The organism is Bartonella sp. AC70YNML, assembly GCF_042196545.1.
Classification (GTDB): Bacteria; Pseudomonadota; Alphaproteobacteria; order Rhizobiales; family Rhizobiaceae; genus Bartonella.
In genome coordinates this window covers 337,008-338,334 of the sequence record NZ_JBHIQK010000002.1, presented here as the reverse complement: position 1 = coordinate 338,334, position 1,327 = coordinate 337,008, and the positions used below count along the sequence as shown (strand labels likewise).

The 1,327-nt window shown below is 39.4% G+C and carries 1 protein-coding gene; it reads right to left on the bottom strand.

Features of this window, described 5'->3' with window-relative positions:
- Window positions 1-133 precede the first annotated feature (133 nt).
- A partial coding sequence (locus ACFIMU_RS03455; RefSeq protein WP_375696819.1) for a Vomp family autotransporter occupies window positions 134-1,327 on the bottom strand: 1,194 nt, incomplete at its 5' end.

The window sequence follows — 1,327 nt, the reverse complement described above, 5'->3', positions numbered from 1 at the left end:
TAAAACCTCAAAATTTATAGTGTCATCAAATATTATGCTTATCTCTAGATAAATACTGTGAATCTGTAAAAAAATATCCACCCTCATTTTAATAAATAAGGGTGGATATTTTGTTCTGTTTTCGTTGTTCGTATTATTTTATTTTCAGAGTAATTGCACCACCTATTCCCCAATGACCACCAGCACTCGTGGCAGAGAGATTAGAGCGGATTTTCCCGTTTTCAGATGTATAACCAGCACCAAGAGCAAATGCGGATTGTCCACGCCATGCGCCGCTACCAAATGAGACACTCAAAGATCCTGGCTCGTCGAAGTAACGTAGGTTGGATACTGCTAGACCAACGGCAGCTGCTTGCCTTGCCTCTTTGCGTACGCTCTTAATATCATAACTTAAAATATTAAACTTCATATCTGTATATTGGTTAGCCCGATCAACAGCACCATCAATAGCATCAATCCTGATATTATTTATCCGTTGATCTGTGTAGTGCTTCGATTCATCGAGAACAATTTTCATCTGTTCTTGGGTATAGTCATGGAGCTGACCGCCATTAACAGCTTCTTTCGAACCTTGTTCAATGCGACCATTGGCAACATTATCAATCATAACAGGTTCACTTTCATTCCCACCTTGTAGAGTGATCTTATTGGCCTTTTTACCATCAGCATCTTTATCATAGTTAACTGCCCCATCAGCAAGATTATTAACCGTGTTCTCAATATTATCAACTCTGTCTTCAATATTGAAAACCGTTTCACCAATATTCGTAACCGTAGTGGAAATATTGTCGACTCTGTTTTCAATATGTTTAATATCTTTTTCAACGCCAGTGATACGTTCGTTGGTCTCCCAAAGCTGTCCACCATTGACTGCATCTTTTGAACCTTCTGCAATTTTACCATCTGCTACATTGATAATCTTACTTGGTTGACCATCATGGCTAGCGTCATAAGCTTTTTTCTGCTCATTCCAATTTAAACCATTGGACGAGACATTGTTTTCAACATTTTGAATGCGGTCGTTTATCTTAGACATACTCTCACTTACGCCGTCAAAAGCACTGACAACGTCATGATAATCCTTCTTTTCACTAGAGCTCCCGTCAGCCTTGAATTGTGCTATCTTGAAAGTAGGAGCAGTCCATTCTCCATTATTATAGCCAGCGCCACCACCAAAATACGCAGCCAATTGGTTGCTCATAAGATAAAGTTGCGAACCATTTACTGCATCGGTTGAATCTTCAGTAATATCTCCATTGGCAAGAAATTTAATTTTGCTATTGGCTTTTCCCTCTCCATGCTGTGCCACAAATGCCTGCTCATCATT